We start from the raw sequence: 14,284 nt of genomic DNA, 5'->3' as shown, positions 1-14,284 counted from the left end.
TGGGTATGTGGCGGCAGCCATTTAAGAGAAATGGTTGTGGATTGATAGGTGGTGGTGTATGAGCCAGCCCGGTTCAGCGGCGCCCGCTGTTGCCCTGCGGCCACCATGCAAAGCGCCATTCGTTATAGCTCTGCTTGTCCTTGAAGGAGGCATAGTCGTTCGGAAAGCCGTCCTGCTTCAGCGGGCGCATCATTGATTTGCTGTAAACGCCCATGAAGCCACCACCCGGAGCCGGAATGAGTTGCCAGTCTTCACCCGTGATCGGGTCCTTGTACGCGCGGCGCAGATAGCGTTTGGTAACCGGCATGCGCGGATCCTTGACCAGGTCGGCGAGTTCGCGCGGGTATTGCGGGCCTGAGCCGGTGTTCTGTTCCGAATAGGCCTTGATTGCCAGGCGGATTTCATTGCCAACCCGCATCAATTCGGCTTCCTTATCGCGCTGGATGCGGGTCTGCCAGACTTCACCGACCTCGGCCAGATAAACGCCCATGACCAGGACCAGCATCAGCACCCAGCCATAGGCGAAGCCGCCCTGCCGGTGCTTACCAGTTATTGTATGGCGAGCCATTCTTGTCCGCGCCCGGGGCGCCGGATTTCAGGTCGTAGACGCCGGCCCCGCTTTCGGGCGGAACGATGATCCAGGTATCGCGGCTGTTGGTGACCGGATCAAGCGGGATTTCGCGCAGGTATTTACGGTCGACCAGCTCCTGCAGCGAGGCCGGATAGCGGCCTGTGTCGGCAAAGAACTTGTCAATCGCATCGCGGACGGCCACCAGATTGTGCTTGAGTACCGTTTCGGCTGCGCGGTCGGTCTGCTGGAAATAGCGCGGCACCACCAGCGTGAGCAGACTGGCCATGATGGCGAGCACCACCAGCAGTTCGATCAGCGTGAAGCCGAGCAGGCGGGCGAGCAGGTGGCGACGGCGAGATGAGCGGATCATGCCGGCTACCATTCGCGATAGGGCACGCCATTGAGGGCGATGCCGCGGGAGGTTGAGTACACGTCGAAGACATCCTTGCCGGCTTCCGGCGAATCGGGCGAGCTGGCGTAACTGCGCAGGCCCCAGGTTTCGGCATTGCTCTGAGCCGGGCAATCGCAGAAGGGGTCACGCGGAATGCGGCGCATGAAATAGATCATCTTGCCGGATGGGTCCTTGGCATCTTTCACGCCTTCAACCAGCGCCTCCAGTGTTGGCGGATAGCCGGAATCGTCCAGATTCTTGCGGACGCGACCCTCGTCGGAGGCTTTCTTGTAATCGTCGATCCCGCTGCGAATCTGCCAGAGTGCGCGGCGCAGTTCATCCTCGCGATTGCGCGTGGCAGCAATCTGCGAGAGCGGCAGGGCGACGGTGGCCAGCACGGCGAGGATGGTGAGCGTCACCATCAGCTCGATCAGTGTAAAGCCACGCTGGTATTGCATATGCATCATCAGATGTCTTAACGGCGCCCCATGCCGCCACCGTAGCCCTTGTTTTCTGGTACTGGAGTTGGAGATGGGTGCTGAGGTTCTGCGTTGGCAGGGATGCTCTGCGGTGCTGGAGCTGCAGCCTGTGCCGGTTGGGGCGTCGGTGCCGGCGCCGGAGCAGGTTGTGGGGCCGGTGGCGGTACATACGTGCCCGAACTGCCACCCTGTGAGCTGATGTTGACCGTTGAAGCGGGGCGCAGGCGCAAGGCATCGGTATTGATGCTGCCCTCGGTACCGCTCTCAAACTCCATGATGTGCGCAGGTGGCGGGTTCAAAGTCTTAACCAGCCGCGGCGTGATCAACATGACAATTTCGGTACGGTCGTTCTGGGTTTTCTTGGTGCCGGCAATCCGGTCAAGCAGCGGGATCGAGCTCAGGAAGGGCAACCCCGAGCCATCGTTCTTGTCCACCTTGTTCAGCAAACCAGCCAGTACCTGCGTTTCGCCATCGCGGACCGACATATTGGTTTCGGCGCGACGGGTGCCGATCTGGTAAGCCACCAGGCCACTCTTGGTCACGATCTGCTTGGTAATGTTCGAGACTTCCAGGCTCAGCTTGACGCTCACATCGGTATCCTGCGACAGCGCCGGCTCAACATTCAGCGTGAGGCCGATATCCTGATAATTGATGTTCTCGGTTACCACCCCGTTGGAGTTGGTGGTGGTCACCACCGGTACACGTTCACCAATGACCACCTTGGCCTTGTCCTTGTTTTTCACGCGGATCTTGGGGTTGGCCAGAATATTGCCCTTGTTGCTGACCTGCTGCAGGTTTGCGGTCAGAGTCGGGCTCCCGAGATTGACCAGAACATCACCCTTGTTGATGTTGCTAAGCTGATCCAGCACCACCTTGCCTGCGGCAAGCTGGTCCTTGAGTGTTCCGGTGAGACCATAATTCGGGTCGTAAACCGTCGCGGAGACCGACCCGGGGTATTCGATGCCCAGATTCAGCACATCGGAGCTGTTGACTTCGAGGATCTGCACATCCAGTTCGACTTCCGGCATCGGCAGATCCTGCGCCGCGATCAGGCGTTCGGCAACGGCGATGGCATCGGGCGTGTCCCGCATCACCAGCATGTTCAGGCGCTCGTCGATGTAAACGTCACGAGTCTTGATCATCTGCTTGATCATTGCCAGCACCTGCTTGGGGTCGGCATTGTTCAGGTAGAAGGTGCGCATGGTCAGATCCTTGTAATCCCTGTCCTTGTCCGGGCGTTTCGGGAAAATCAGGATCGTGTTTTCGTTCAGGATCTTGCGGTCAAGCTGGTTGGTCGTCAGCAGCAGGTTGATGACGTCTTCCACCGTGGTGTTGCGGGCAAAAATGGTGGCCTTGAGGTTGGGCGGCACATCCTTGTCGAAAATGAAGTTGACGTTGGCTGCGCGCGAAATGATTTCAAAGACGCTCATCAGCGGCTGGTCGCGGAACTGCAGTGAAATCGGGCTTTGCAGATTGGCAGCCAGCGCAGGCTTGAGCGCCTGTTTGGACAGTTTGGCTTCGGCGTAGTAGTACAGCGTGCGTGCCTGCTTGTTGCCCGGATCGTCCTTCAGTATCTGCTGGGCAATCGCCATCGTTTCTTTTGGCTGGGTGTCCTTGATCGAGTTGGCGTAGGCCAGCATCGAGTTATGGCGCACTCCGAGTTCGATCAGGCGGACGCTGTCGCGTGCGCGCGTATTGTTCGGGTCCCAGGAAAGAAGCAGCTGGTATTTGGAGATCGCCACCGCTGTATTGCCTGCATTGCGTGCGGCATCACCCTCTGCCTGCAGGCGGGCAAGATAGTTGTTCAGCTGCGAGGCATAGGCAGTACGCAGCGGAATATCCTCCGGGTAGCTGGCCACTTTTTCCTTCAGCACGCGCAGTCCGGTTTCCGGGTCGCCCTGCACGATCAGGTTTTCACCTTCCTTGCGAGCCATTTCTGCGGCACAGCCGGCGAGGATGCTTACGCTGAGCATCGAATAAATCAGGGCACGCTTCATGGCGTTCCTCCTGTGGGCAGCTGTTGCTGCTGATTCAAGGGCAAATAGGTGAAATGGAGCATGTCGCGGCTAATCTTGTCGAGCCGGTACACACCCAGCAGGGTGTCACCGGGACGTACCCGCCCCATGCTGTTGCAACTGGTACAAAGCACAATCTGCTGTCCCTGCGCTTCGACGAAATACTGGTCCGCTCCATTCTCGTGCCAGCTGGCGACCATGACAAACGGCAAGGGAGGGGCCGTTGGTGGTGGCGGTGGCGGAGGAGCCGGGGTTGGCGTCGGTGGTGGCGCCCAGTTCTGGCGCGGGAACAGGTTGACCATTGCCGCGCTGGCTGCGGTACTCGCTGCGCTGGCCTGTACGGCATGGGACGGCACGGCTTGAGCTGCAGTACTCGCACGCGGAGCGGTGCTGCGTGGTCTGGCATCGAGTTCTGGCTCGCTTTCCTGGCTATCCTTCCACCAGGCGTAGAAGCTCAGACCTCCGGTAATCACCAATGCAATGACAAGAGGGCGGGATAGCATCTCAGCGCACCTCTGTCAGATAGGACAGCTGGATCTGGGCCGTGAGCTGCTCTTCACTGATCTGGCTGCGGCTCAGATTGATGGCTTCAATGCGCACGCCGGGAATGGCCTCCATGCTGCCAAGCCAGGGATGAAGCTGCTGGTAGCTGAGACTGGCACCAAACTGCAGGCTGTAGCGGACAAAGTGGCCTTCTTGCTCGATGCTGGTTTTGTAATCCATCTGGGCAGGCGTGATCCGGTACTGTTCATTGAGCAGATTGAGCCTGCGCAGGAAAAAGGTGTAGGTTTCCGGCTGGTTCAGGCGAATTTCGCCAATGGGAACACTGGCGCTGCTGCTGGCGACCGGCATGCTGCGCAAGCGGTAAAACTGGCGCTCGAGTTCAAGCTCCCGGGTCTGCAGCGACAGGCGCGCGGGCTGCAGTTTCTGCAGATACAGGATGCCGGACAGCACCAGGAGTGCCAGACCAATCAATGCCAGCAAGCCGCCATAGCGCGGGAGCTGGCGCAAATACCATTGAAGCTGGGCCTTGTTCATCGCACACCTCGGGTCACTGGCGAACTGGCCGGTTTGCTTGCCGTCCCGGGTGTTGGCAGGCTGGCGGCCTTGCTTGCGGCACTGGCACTTGATGCCGCAGATGCACCGGTAAACGGGTTGTGGATATTGGCGAACTCGGATGCCTTGCGCCAGTTGATCTCGATGGCGGCAACGGTGGGCTTGTACGGGTCGTTCGGTTTCGCCCCGCTCCGGGCCAGAGTGACCAGATCGATTGCCGGATCGGATTCAAGCCGGTCGATAAACAGCAGCAGCTGGTTCAGGTCTCGTGCCTCCAGGTCCAGCTTGGCATTGCGCGCCGTTGTATCCAGGTCCAGACGGGTAAAGGCAACGTCGGAAGCCCAGTGAGCGGACAGATCTTCCAGCAAAGGCAGAGGAGAAAAGAGTTGCGCAGTGCGCAGTTCGATCTGCTTTCCGGTAATCGGTGATGAGGCCTGCTGGCTTTGTTCCTGTGCCTGGCTGCGGCGAATTCGGATGGCCAGGTCATCCTCATCCTGCTGCAACTGGACGCGTTGTTGGGCGATGACATCGAGCTGCGTCATCACGCCAAGCAGGGCGATTACGCCTGAAGCAATCAGTGCGAGCCCCAGCCAGGGGACGACATGGCGTGGCCGGTGGAAGTCAAGATAGAGCGGCTTCATGGCTTAACCTGGGATGACGCGAAGGCGGGCAACGGATGGCCGAGCCAGATGATCCGGTCACTGTGAACGTCGAGGTGCGAGCCGTCCAGTTCGGCTGAGCTCAGATAAATTTCAGCGGGCATTGCTTGGCCGGTCAGAATGGCCGTATCGCGGAGTAGTGCGTACAACTGCTCCGGATCGTAGGCTTCCGGATGGATAAAGGGCTGGCAGATGACGGATTGCCATTGCCGGTCGCGCCAGAAGCCAACATGTGCATAGTGCTTGCCAAGAATCAGCAGTGCAAATTCCGCCCCGCGGATCTGCCGGAAATAGTGATTGACTGTGTGTGCCAGCAGTGGTTCGACGCCATTGAGGCGCAGCTTGCCATTGCGGGCCGTGTCGAGCATGGTCTGATACACCAGTTCGTCAATTGCGACAGCAAGCCGTGGGTGGCCGTAGCCTTCTTCCGCGATCTGGATGCGCCACTGGCTGATGTCGGAACCATACTGCTGTGCAAACAGTGCACCGGCGTAATTGCGCCAGTCCTTGTCGGTATTGAGGCTGTCCTGCCAGGGAAGCAGGGTGTGGCGAACCAGCGGCGCGCCGAGTACGAATTGCAGGCTGTCCTGGCCGAATTTGCCACGTGGTGCCCCATTGACCAGATCCTGCAACTGGGTCAGCAGCATGGTGCCTTCACGATCCAGCGTCTGAACGCCGTGCCAGCATGGCTGGCGCTGCCCCAGAGGGTAGCTCACCATTTGGCACTCGTGGCCGTTGAGCCAGACGGTATGCCTAATCAACAAATGTGACACGGTTTACTTCCTGCAAGGTGGTTTCTCCCCGGGCGACGGACATCAATGCCACCTTCCGGATGGACTGAAAGCCGGTTTGCATGGCCATCTGCTTGATGTGTACAGCGGGCGCCCGGCTGGCAATCGCTTCACGCAATTCGTCGCTGAGGCGCAGCACTTCGGCAATCGCCTTGCGCCCAAGGTAGCCGGTATCGCGGCAGTGCGAGCACCCGGAGCCCTTGCGAAATGTCCAGCCCACGACATCCTGTGGTGTCAGGCCGGATTGGGCCAGCAGTTCGTTGGTCGGATAGTCGTCAGTGACGCAATGTGGGCACACCTTGCGGATCAGGCGCTGGGCTACTGCACCGATCAGCGCATCGACAAACGAGTTGGGTTCAACGCCCATGTGCATGAAGCGGTCGAGCACGGAAAATACATTGTTGGCGTGTACCGAAGTCAGCACCAGGTGGCCGGTCAGCGCCGCCTGCACGGCGATATTGGCGGTTTCGCCGTCGCGGATTTCGCCAACCAGTATCTTGTCGGGGTCATGCCGCAGGATCGAGCGCAGGCCGCGAGCAAAGCTCAGGCCTTTCTTGTCGTTCACGGGAATCTGCAGAATGCCGGGCAACTGGTATTCGACCGGGTCTTCGATGGTGATGATTTTTTCATCGCCCGTATTGATTTCGGAAAGTGTAGCGTAGAGCGTAGTTGATTTGCCCGAACCCGTGGGGCCGGTTACCAGTAGAAGGCCATAGGGCTCGCGTGCCAGGGAGCGGATTGCCTCCATGGTGCTTTCTTCATGCCCCAGAATATCGAGCTGCAGTGATTTGAAGGAACTGTTTGTGCTTTGCTTGTCCAGAATCCGCAGTACGGCATCTTCGCCATGAATCGACGGCATGATGGAAACACGAAAATCCACTTCGCGGCCATTGAGCAGTACCTTGAAGCGTCCATCCTGCGGAACGCGGTGTTCCGAAATATCGAGGTCGGCCAGCACCTTGAGACGGGAAATGACCTGTTCGGCCGTTTCTACGCCATTCGCGCCACCGGCACCAAGAATGACGCCATCGATCCGATACTTGATTGTCAGCCCTTGCGGCGTACTCTCCAGGTGAATGTCCGACGCCTTGGATTTCAGTGCGTCGTACAGCGTGGAATTCACCAGCTTGACGACGGGATTGCTGTCTTTCGAAAGCGCGGCCAGTGAAATTTCAGGGATGCCATCGGTGTTGCTTTCTGCGTTTTCGCTCAGCGCGAGCTGGTCCATCGCCCGGTGCGAGGTTTCAAGCTCGGTAAAAAAGCCCAGCAAATCATCGTAATGGGCAAATGCCATGCTGAAGGGTATGCCCAGATTCTGCAGTGCCCAGTTGCGGATCAGCGGGTCGAACGGGTCCGCCACGATAAACCAGTAACCACCCTGCGGGTGTTCGGCCACGACGCAGCGGCGGGCTACCGCATCGGTGAAACCAAGGATGTCATAACGCAGCTTCAGATGTTCAAGTTCATCGCGCACGAAGCCGGGCATGCCGAGCAGGGCAGAGACTTCGCTGACATAGGTGCGGGCATCCAGCCCCAGCAACTGGGCAATCAGCGGTGGCAATTCCTTGCCCTCTGCGTTCTGGCGCAGAGCAAGGATAAAATCAAGCGTAAGGGCGCTCATTGCATGTTTCCGGCCAGCTCGAAGATTGGCATATAGAGCAGGAAGACGATCGTGCCGATCAGAACGCCGATGACCAGCATCAGGATCGGTTCAAACAGTCGGGTGAACATTTCGATGGCACGATCAAGTTCCTCATCACAGAACTGGGCAGCCCGCTCGAACATGGTTGCCAGTTCCCCGCTTTGTTCGCCCACGCGCAAAAGCCGCTCGGAAACGGGCGTGGTCAGCGCATACCGTGGCAGAGTGGCCGAGAGGGATTGCCCGGTACGGATATCGGTGATGGCCTGGGTTAGCGCCAGCTTCATTCCCGGTGGCAGCAGTTGCGCGGCCAGTTCCATGGCTGCAATGATCGAGAGCCCGCCGGACAGCAGCAGGCCGACCGTGCGATAGAAACGGGTCAGCGCAAAAAGCCGCTGATACTGAGCGATTTTGGGCAGGCGCCAGAACATCTCCTTCAGGCGCCCTTTTACCGCTGGTGAACGCAGCAGCATGACAGCCACGCTGATCGAGCCGATGATGCCGGCAAACAGAATCAGCCCCTGCTTGTGCACCAGTTCGCCCCACCAGAGCATCAGCTGTGCGGCAAATGGCAGATTGCGCATGGAGGCATAGATCTGGCTGAATTTCGGAATGACGTAAAACAGCAGGAACAGCATGATGCCGCCGCCGATCGTGATGATGACCAGCGGATAAACCAGTGCCGACACAATTTTCTTGCGAACGCCCTGCAGCCGTGTTTCGTAGTGGTGGTAGCGCTTCAGCGCATCGGCAAGATGGCCGGTTTTCTCGGCAGAGCCGACCGTCGCGACATAAAGCGGCGGGAAATGTTCGGGCATCTTGCCCATAACCCTGGAAAGGGGCAGCCCTTCATAAAGGCTTTCGATCATGCGCCCCAGGACGGCCCCGTGTTCATCGGCCTCGGCTTTTTCTTTCAGCGTTTCGACGGCTTCGATTAGTGTCAGGCCAGCATCCAGCAGGGCAATGAGTTCCTGGGTAAAGAGCGAGAGCTGGAAACCTTTCTTGCTCAGGGCAGGCAGTCGCATGCGGTCAGCCGGGCGTGCAGCGATAAGCTGCATGCCCTTCTGGCGCAGTTGCTCACGCAGATCCTGTTCGTTGCCGGCTTCGACAACGAGATCCTGCATGACACCGCTTGCGAGTGCCTTGACCTGGTAGCGCATGGTTAATGTTTATCGCTTATTGCCAGTAACTGATATCTGCATCTTCACCCTCACCTCCCGGGCGGCCATCCAGCCCATAGGTCAGGAGTTCGTAATCGTGCCCGTTCTCACCCGGCAGCTTGTAGACGTAAGGACGATCCCATGGGTCGTTCGGCGCATCCTTCATCAGATAGGGTCCAGCCCATTTGTTGCTGGCATTGGCCGGTTTGCGGGTCAGTGCCGGCAATCCTTCCTCTGTGCTCGGATAGCGGCCGGTATCCAGCCTGTACTGATCAAGCGCACCGGAGATCGACTTCATCTGGCTCATGGCCGTCTTGCTTTTCGCCTTGCCGACTTCACCGAACAGCTTCGGGCCGACATACCCCGCCAGCAGGGCGATGATCAGCAGTACAACCAGCAGTTCGAGCAGGGTAAAGCCCCGGATGGAATGAATGCGTTTACTAGTCATTTGACGTGGCCATTTTTAGCTGTGGTATCCATGCTCGTACACCGGGCACGGACGATGGGCAGATTCGTTCATGCTAACTGCCTGTCAGCTTTGGTGGCAAGATTTTTTTCGGTAAAAGCCAGAATTGACGCGGGTTTCGGCGCTGTTTGCGGCGCGTTGTGCTGTTGCGTGTCAGGGGTTGTAAGTTATGGCTCGCAAGCGTGTCCGCTAAAAAAAACCCTCCCGCGAACGGGAGGGTTTTGTCTTGCAGGCAGAACCCTTACTGCTTGACCTTGCTCATGGCCTTCATCAGGGTAGCGTTGCTGTCGTCGCCGTCGAGCGACCAGCTGAACATGCCACCCAGACCCTTGGCCTTGGCGTAGTCGATCTTGGTCTGGATCACTTCCGGAGTGTCGTAGGACCAGAAGGTCGAGCCGTCAAACTTCCAGGACTGCTTGGTTACCGGGTGAACAAACACATTGCCCGGAGCATTCTTCAGTACCTTGTAGTCCTCGATACCGGCTTCGTAGGTGCCGCGAGCAGCACCGGTGGCCTTCTGGTACAGACCGTTGTTGGCGTTGGTCACGCCGGTCCAGCCACGACCGTAGAACGGAATGCCGACAACCAGTTTCTTCGGATTCACGCCGGCGTTGATCAGCAGGTTCACTGCATCATCGACGTTGTAGTACGAAGTCAGGCTGCGCTTGCTCGGATCTTTCGGATCCCAGTAGTTGGCGCTGGCAGTATCCGGATACAGGTGCGACTGGAAGTCGGTCGGGCCTTGCGCTGCCCAGCCGCCATTGAAGTCATACGACATCATGTTGATCCAGTTCAGATACTTGCTGTACGCCTGCGGCTCGGTCATTTCGATCTTGTCTTTACCGACACCGATCGCAACGGTCAGCAGATATTCCTTCTTGTTGACGGCAGCCAGTTCATCCAGCTGCTTGCGGAACTCGGCCAGCAGCAGGGTGAAGTTTTGCTTGTCGGCAGCGGATACGGTGTTGTACGGCTGACCGATTACGCCCGGGAATTCCCAGTCGATATCGATACCGTCGAACAGGTTCGGTGCGGAGCCCGGACCGCCGCGGCCATCCAGGGTCGGCAGGTTGCCCTTGATATAGATATCGATACAAGAGCTGACCAGTTGCTTGCGCAGGGCATCGGTAGCGGATGCCTTGGAGAACCACTTGGACCAAGTCCAGCCGCCCAGCGAGATGAACAGCTTGGTGTTCGGATATTTCTTCTTGTAGGCAACGAATTCACGGAAATTGCCGGCAAGCTTGTCGTCCCACTTGATGGTGTCGGACGGATCAACACGGCGCTTGGCGGTCAGGCCGAAGTCAGCCCAGGCATCGCCGCCAGTACCGGCGCCAGCAGCATCCGGATTGGTCGCGCCCGGTTCCAGCTTGTTGACGATACCGCATTCATAACCACCGTTCTTCTCGTAGATGTTGCCGAAGGCGTAGTTGATGAAGGTCAGTTGGTCTGCAGAGCCGTTGGAAATGATGTCGGCTACCTGATAGTCACGACCATATACGCCCCACTGCGTGAAGTAGGAGCCGACCTGAGCGGAAGTCGGTGCAGGAACTTCTGCACCCGGAGCCAGTGTCGGTACGGCTGTCGGGGTCGGGGTCGGAACAGCGGTCGGAGTCGGGGTAACGACGGCGGTCGGAGTCGGAGTGACAACCGAAGTCGGAGTCGGAGTGACTACGCCGGTCGGTGTCGGGGTCACAACCGAAGTCGGGGTCGGAGTCACTACGGCAGTCGGAGTCGGAGTGCTGCCGGAGCAGGCGCCCAGGTCTTTCCACGGGCCCCATTCGCTGTTGCTCGGGGTGTCGGTGGTCCACCACTTGGCTTCGTAGTTGCGGCCGTTATAAGTTACTTTCTGACCACCGGTGTAGGCGGTGCCGGACTTGAATGCTGCGTAGCAGCCGGCAGCCGGAGTGGCAGTGGCGGTCGGTGCGGTAGTTGGAGTTGCGGTTGCAGTCGGAACTACGGTCGGGGTGGCAGTCGGAGCCGGAGTCGCGGTCGGAACCGGAGTGGCCGTCGGAGTGGAGCCGCTCACTTCCTTCCACAGGGTCGGGGTGGAGGACGGAGTCCAGTTGGCACCGACATAGGCGGTGTGGGTAACCAGAGCCTGGTAGGTTTTACCGGCATAGGTAACTTGAGCGCCGGCGTTGTACGTGTTGCCTTCTTGCCAGTCGGCAGCGAACGCGGTGACACAAACGAATGCGAGAGCGGCCGGCAGGGCGGCCAAGCGGAACATCTTCATTTGGAGCTTCCTCATCTTCCTGTTTTTCTGCGGAGTATATTCTCCGCCTCTTGCTTCGGCCTGCCTGGGCAGGCTTCAGCCTGGGTGCCTGGAAATTCGCGTCTCGCTATTGATCACCAGAATTGATATTGGTGGTCAATTATATTGCGCTTCGTTCACTCATCCCGGTAGGGGTGGTGTCTTATGTTTTATGTAAGCGAAATGCAATTACCTGAAAAGGTATTGAAATAAGCTTATAAGGCTTTTTGAATTCAATGCCTTGTTCGTTTGGCGTGGACGTATTTTTTGCAGAATGCATTTCGTCTGTCAATCGAAATGTATGCAAAAAAAAACGACTACAAATTTCATTAATTTAGCGATTTCTTATATGCGTAAGAAATGGTGCATTGCGGAATGCGGAATGTGCCGGCTAAGTCACTGTGTGCTCAGGAATTTGATTCTTCTGCCCCGTACCGGTGCTCCCGTTGCACTGTTTTTGCTGGTGTTGCTTTTTGATGCCATCTTGCTGGAGCTGTTGTTTTTCCTGAGTAAACGGCGAACGGTGTCCTTGTCTGCCTGGCGATGCCCTCCTGTTTTGCAAGACCGTCTGGAGGGTGATGACTGCCTTTTGTCGCATGTGGCGGGAAAAATGTAAGCAAGTCTTGCCCGTATAAATCGCTGTTCCGTAGAATGCCCCGCACTACTACATAAATTCGCCTCCGCTATTTCGCTATTCGCGGAATTGAATGCATTAATTGGCGGCGGGGCGCGATGGAGGGAGGTTGTAAGCGTGCACCTGATTTATCTGCTACTGACCGTTGGCCTGATCCTGTTCAATCTGGCTGGTCTGACCGCATTTGTAATGCGATGCCTGCCGGGGCTCGCCAGTGCGCGCCTGCTTGGTGTTCTGGGACTTGTGCTGTTCCTGTTCGCGCTGGAGCATTTCATCGGACTCGGTTCCCTGGCCTGGTTGTGGCCGCTGACCTCGCTGCTGGCTGCTGCCGCACTCTGGCCGCAGCGCAACTGGCGTCAGCACCGCCGATTCTGGGGGGGCGAACTGGTCTTCCTGTGCGCCTTTGCCTACGGTTTTGCCTGGCGCTTTGCCTTTCCAAATATCGATAGCGGTTCGGAACACCTGACCGATCTCTACTTCATCAGCAATTACATGGCTGGTGATACACTGCCGCCGCCGGATCGCTGGCTGGCCGGTAGCGTGTTCGACTTCTACTATGCCTTCCAGCACTACGCCGCCGCTCTGCTGGGGCGCGTCTTCAATCTGGAAGCTGGCCTGGCGATGAATCTGTCGTGGGCATTGCTGATTGCGTTTCTGGCCAGCCTCGCCTGGGAAATCGCTTCGTTTTTCATTGTCCGCCGCTGGGTGCGTGCCGCGCTGGTGGCCACGCTGCTGCTTGGCGGCAACGGTCTTTCTCCGCTGATGCCGCTGATGATCAGGGAAGCGCCGGAAGTCAGCGCCCAGCAGGCTGCGACCGATCGCCTGTGGGAGAGCACGCGCTTTGCCGGCATGTTCGATGACCGGGTCAATACCGATTTGGGGCGTGCCGTGGCCGGCAATCCGCTCGAGCCGGATTTCCGTGAAAATCGCGAGCTGCCGCTGGAAACGGTGGCCTACCTCAGTTATCTGGGTGATTACCACCCGCCGTTGGGTGGCCTCGTGCTGTTGCTGTGGACGCTGGCGCTGACGCTGGGTATTGCGCAGCGCAAGGAGCTGACAGATGGTGATGGGTATGACTCTACGGCCCTTGAAGGTAAATGGCTGTGTGGCGATACAGTGCTTGGTATTGCGCTCGGCCTGACGCCAGCTCTGGTGCTGGCGACCAATGCCTGGGTGTTTCCGCTGCAGGTGCTGCTGCTCGCCAGCTGGCTGGTTTTCCGTCGCAAGACGCTGGCGCAGGAATGGCGCTCGCTGCTGACCGGCTTGCTGCTGGGTTTTGCGCTGATTTACCCTTTTCTCAGCCATTTTGCACCGGCTTCGCTGAGCACGCCGGTGGCCTGGGTAAAAGGTGGCGATCATTCGCCGCTGCCGTATTTTCTGGCGCTGCACTGGCCCATGCTGTTGCTGATCGGACTGGGGCTTGCCCTGTCGCGCCGCGTGCCCTGGGCTGGCTGGCTGGCATTGACGCTGGCCGGGCTTTTGCTGCTCTCGGAACTGATCGTCGTTGACGACCCGATGGGGGGCAAGTACGAGCGCTTCAATACCACGCTCAAATGGTGGTCGTGGCTGTGGCCGGCGGCGCTCGTCGGCTTGGGCAGCGTCGCGCTGGGCGTGGGCCACCGTGCCGTCAGGCTGCTGGTGGGCGCGATGATGGCGGCGTTGCTGGTGTATGCCGTGGCGATTGGTTCCTACTGGCTGCACACGCCCAAGCCCAACAAGGGGCAGATGGCGGGGCACGGCTGGCTGAAGCAGGATGAAATGGCGCGCAATATGCTCACGCACCTGAAGAATTCGCCGGACGGTATCGTGCTGGAGGCGGTGGAGCAGGGCGCGTATTCTCCGGCATCCGCCCTGGCACTCAATGCCGGCAAGGGCGTCGTGCTTGGGTGGCCGGACCATGTGGCGCAATGGCGCGGCATGCCGAGTTTCGTGCCGCAGCGGGCGGCGGCGATCCGCTCCTTCTATCGTGCGCAGCTGCCCGATCCGCTGGGCTGGCTCAATCAGCAGAATGTGCGCTACATCGTCTGGACCTGGGGGGATGAAACCCGTACACCGGGCGCGCGCCAGCAATTGCACATGACTATCGGGCGTGATTTCAACTGGCGTCCTTTCTATCAGAACAACGGCCAGGAGGCCGGCATTTGGGAGCGCCGCAGCGCGCGCTGAGGC

General features: G+C 58.7%; 13 protein-coding genes. 1 reads left to right on the top strand and 12 read right to left on the bottom strand.

The window, feature by feature from the left end; genetic code table 11:
• Positions 1-73: 73 nt before the first annotated feature.
• From H559_RS0108555 to H559_RS0108500, 12 genes are all read right to left on the bottom strand, one after another.
• A complete protein-coding gene (locus tag H559_RS0108555) occupies positions 74-568 on the bottom strand; it encodes a membrane protein (RefSeq protein WP_028452365.1) in 495 nt (164 codons plus the stop codon).
• Positions 543-941: a type II secretion system protein gene (locus tag H559_RS0108550; RefSeq protein ID WP_211230912.1), complete on the bottom strand. Its 399-nt coding sequence runs from the start codon at positions 939-941 to the stop codon at positions 543-545. Before H559_RS0108550 ends, H559_RS0108555 begins: the two co-directional genes overlap by 26 nt.
• 5 nt (positions 942-946) lie before the next feature.
• Complete coding sequence (locus H559_RS0108545) at positions 947-1,429, bottom strand: type II secretion system protein (protein WP_245579352.1); 483 nt, start codon at positions 1,427-1,429, stop codon at positions 947-949.
• 8 nt (positions 1,430-1,437) lie between these two features.
• Positions 1,438-3,438, bottom strand: a complete 2,001-nt coding sequence (locus tag H559_RS19570; protein ID WP_051279141.1) for a secretin GspD/PilQ domain-containing protein — start codon at positions 3,436-3,438, stop codon at positions 1,438-1,440.
• Positions 3,435-3,959 carry a recombinase family protein gene (locus tag H559_RS22630; protein ID WP_155845342.1) on the bottom strand — a complete coding sequence of 175 codons (525 nt, stop codon included), beginning with the start codon at positions 3,957-3,959 and terminating at the stop codon, positions 3,435-3,437. The genes H559_RS19570 and H559_RS22630 overlap by 4 nt, the downstream gene beginning before the upstream one ends.
• Before the next feature lies 1 nt (position 3,960).
• The gene (locus H559_RS0108530; RefSeq protein WP_028452362.1) at positions 3,961-4,494 is read right to left on the bottom strand and encodes a hypothetical protein; all 534 of its coding nucleotides are present in this window, start codon (positions 4,492-4,494) and stop codon (positions 3,961-3,963) included.
• On the bottom strand, positions 4,491-5,153 hold the full coding sequence (locus H559_RS0108525) for a hypothetical protein (RefSeq protein WP_028452361.1): 663 nt from the start codon (positions 5,151-5,153) through the stop codon (positions 4,491-4,493). The genes H559_RS0108530 and H559_RS0108525 overlap by 4 nt, the downstream gene beginning before the upstream one ends.
• Complete coding sequence (locus tag H559_RS21630) at positions 5,150-5,890, bottom strand: hypothetical protein (RefSeq protein WP_051279132.1); 741 nt, start codon at positions 5,888-5,890, stop codon at positions 5,150-5,152. Before H559_RS21630 ends, H559_RS0108525 begins: the two co-directional genes overlap by 4 nt.
• A gap of 34 nt (positions 5,891-5,924) precedes the next feature.
• The gene (locus tag H559_RS0108515; RefSeq protein ID WP_028452360.1) at positions 5,925-7,583 is read right to left on the bottom strand and encodes a GspE/PulE family protein; all 1,659 of its coding nucleotides are present in this window, start codon (positions 7,581-7,583) and stop codon (positions 5,925-5,927) included.
• Positions 7,580-8,761, bottom strand: a complete 1,182-nt coding sequence (locus tag H559_RS0108510) for a type II secretion system F family protein (protein WP_028452359.1) — start codon at positions 8,759-8,761, stop codon at positions 7,580-7,582. The genes H559_RS0108515 and H559_RS0108510 overlap by 4 nt, the downstream gene beginning before the upstream one ends.
• Before the next feature lie 16 nt (positions 8,762-8,777).
• The gene (gene gspG, locus H559_RS0108505) at positions 8,778-9,209 is read right to left on the bottom strand and encodes a type II secretion system major pseudopilin GspG (protein ID WP_028452358.1); all 432 of its coding nucleotides are present in this window, start codon (positions 9,207-9,209) and stop codon (positions 8,778-8,780) included.
• A gap of 259 nt (positions 9,210-9,468) precedes the next feature.
• Positions 9,469-11,457: a glycosyl hydrolase family 18 protein gene (locus H559_RS0108500; RefSeq protein ID WP_155845350.1), complete on the bottom strand. Its 1,989-nt coding sequence runs from the start codon at positions 11,455-11,457 to the stop codon at positions 9,469-9,471.
• A 775-nt stretch (positions 11,458-12,232) separates the two neighbouring features.
• On the opposite strand from H559_RS0108500, the gene H559_RS0108490 reads away from it, so the two are divergent.
• Complete coding sequence (locus H559_RS0108490) at positions 12,233-14,281, top strand: DUF2298 domain-containing protein (protein ID WP_028452355.1); 2,049 nt, start codon at positions 12,233-12,235, stop codon at positions 14,279-14,281.
• Positions 14,282-14,284: the final 3 nt, after the last annotated feature.

Origin of the sequence: Chitinilyticum aquatile DSM 21506, from assembly GCF_000430805.1 — a bacterium.
In the GTDB taxonomy this organism is placed as follows: Bacteria; Pseudomonadota; Gammaproteobacteria; order Burkholderiales; family Chitinibacteraceae; genus Chitinilyticum; species Chitinilyticum aquatile.
Note: the sequence above shows the minus strand (reverse complement) of the source record. Positions and strands in the feature narration are given on the sequence as shown.

Bases quoted from the DNA above. Each gene is read 5' to 3' on its own strand.
- H559_RS21630 (WP_051279132.1), bottom strand. From the start codon at position 5,890: ATGGTGAGCTACCCTCTGGGGCAGCGCCAGCCATGCTGGCACGGCGTT.
- H559_RS0108545 (WP_245579352.1), bottom strand. From the start codon at position 1,429: ATGATGCATATGCAATACCAGCGTGGCTTTACACTGATCGAGCTGATG.
- H559_RS22630 (WP_155845342.1), bottom strand. From the start codon at position 3,959: ATGCTATCCCGCCCTCTTGTCATTGCATTGGTGATTACCGGAGGTCTG.
- H559_RS0108510 (WP_028452359.1), bottom strand. From the start codon at position 8,761: ATGCGCTACCAGGTCAAGGCACTCGCAAGCGGTGTCATGCAGGATCTC.
- H559_RS19570 (WP_051279141.1), bottom strand. From the start codon at position 3,438: ATGAAGCGTGCCCTGATTTATTCGATGCTCAGCGTAAGCATCCTCGCC.
- H559_RS0108550 (WP_211230912.1), bottom strand. From the start codon at position 941: ATGATCCGCTCATCTCGCCGTCGCCACCTGCTCGCCCGCCTGCTCGGC.
- H559_RS0108530 (WP_028452362.1), bottom strand. From the start codon at position 4,494: ATGAACAAGGCCCAGCTTCAATGGTATTTGCGCCAGCTCCCGCGCTAT.
- H559_RS0108500 (WP_155845350.1), bottom strand. From the start codon at position 11,457: ATGTTCCGCTTGGCCGCCCTGCCGGCCGCTCTCGCATTCGTTTGTGTC.
- H559_RS0108525 (WP_028452361.1), bottom strand. From the start codon at position 5,153: ATGAAGCCGCTCTATCTTGACTTCCACCGGCCACGCCATGTCGTCCCC.
- H559_RS0108515 (WP_028452360.1), bottom strand. From the start codon at position 7,583: ATGAGCGCCCTTACGCTTGATTTTATCCTTGCTCTGCGCCAGAACGCA.
- gspG (WP_028452358.1), bottom strand. From the start codon at position 9,209: ATGACTAGTAAACGCATTCATTCCATCCGGGGCTTTACCCTGCTCGAA.
- H559_RS0108555 (WP_028452365.1), bottom strand. From the start codon at position 568: ATGGCTCGCCATACAATAACTGGTAAGCACCGGCAGGGCGGCTTCGCC.